Genomic DNA, 1,175 nt, shown 5'->3' with positions numbered 1-1,175 from the left:
TCGCCGTCGTAGACGCGACAGCGCCGGGGTTCGACGACGGCGACCGCGTCGGGGACGAACGACGAGAGCGGGCGGGCAATATCGGCGTAGGACTCCACGATCGCCCCCTCGCGGTCCTCGATCCCGTCCGCGAGCGCGTCCAGCGCGGGCGCGTGATAGTGGGCCATCGACTCGTTGAGCGCCTCCAGCGAGTCGACGTGGTGGGCACGATCCAGTGGGAACGCCCGCTTCGCCCCCGGCGGGACGTCGGCTTCGCCGTTGACAACGTAGGTATCGGCGTCGAGCGTGACGCGGTCGAACAGAAAGCGTCGCCCGTCGCGGCCCAGAATGCCCTTGCCGCGCCCCGGCGTCGGCAGCCACAGCCGGTGGACGGGGTTGATCTCCTCGGGACTCGTCGATCCCCCGTTCGCGGCGGCGATCTGTTTTGCGTCCTTCCCGTAGAGGCGGCCCTCCTCGATCGCCCGCCGGTAGTCGTCTTGGTCGTACCAGTAGCCGTTCCCGGCACGGGGTTTATACCCACGGATCCCGGTGCGTTCGATCAGGCCGGTCGTGAACGTTGTCTTCCCGGCGTCGACCTCAGAGCTCCCGGCGACCAGCAGTTTCATCTGAGGCCGTAGTACCCCGGCTCGTCGTCGGCGTCGGGTTCGGCGAAGACGAACGCCCCGCTGTGGTCGAGCATCCACGGGATCGCCCAATCGAGGAGGACGTCCTCGGTCTCGACGTCGAGTTCAGCATCGGGGTCGACGCCCTGCAGGAGGCGGGCGATCTCGTAGACGGTGTAGAGATACTCCGCTTCGAGGACGTCCTCCGGCTCCCGGAACTCGAACTCCCGGAGGTCGTCGACGTCGTCGCGTGGTTTCGGCATGGCCGTCGGTAGGCGTCGATCTATTTAAAAACGTGGCGCCTCGTCGGCGGACCCCGAACTCGCGACCGCGGGCGAAACGGCGCAACCGCCCACTCTCAGGCCAGCGCGTCGTGGAGCTTCTCGACGGGGTGGGCGGGGCGTTCGCCCTCGAAGTCGTCGTCCGCGAGCTGAGAGCGACAGGACGCGCCGGGGGCGACGACCTCGCCGCCGGGGCTCTCTTCGACCTTCTCGTGGAGGATCTCACCGATCGCCTTCGAGAGTTCGTAGTGCTCCTCTTCGTAGCCGAAGGAGCCGGCCACCCCACAGCACG

The 1,175-nt window shown here is 68.0% G+C and carries 3 protein-coding genes; all 3 read right to left on the bottom strand.

The window, feature by feature from the left end; genetic code table 11:
- Positions 1–605, bottom strand: a 605-nt coding sequence (locus DP106_RS15205) for an ATPase (RefSeq protein WP_120086632.1), incomplete at its 3' end; no start/stop codon positions are given.
- On the bottom strand, positions 602–865 hold the full coding sequence (locus DP106_RS15200; protein ID WP_015409944.1) for a DUF5827 family protein: 264 nt from the start codon (positions 863–865) through the stop codon (positions 602–604). The genes DP106_RS15205 and DP106_RS15200, both read right to left, overlap by 4 nt.
- Before the next feature lie 95 nt (positions 866–960).
- On the bottom strand, positions 961–1,175 hold a 215-nt coding region (locus tag DP106_RS15195), incomplete at its 5' end, for a hypothetical protein (protein WP_133305193.1).

This window comes from Halonotius pteroides (genome assembly GCF_003605635.1).
Taxonomy (GTDB): Archaea; Halobacteriota; Halobacteria; order Halobacteriales; family Haloferacaceae; genus Halonotius; species Halonotius pteroides.
This window is presented reverse-complemented; position numbering and strand designations above follow the sequence as displayed.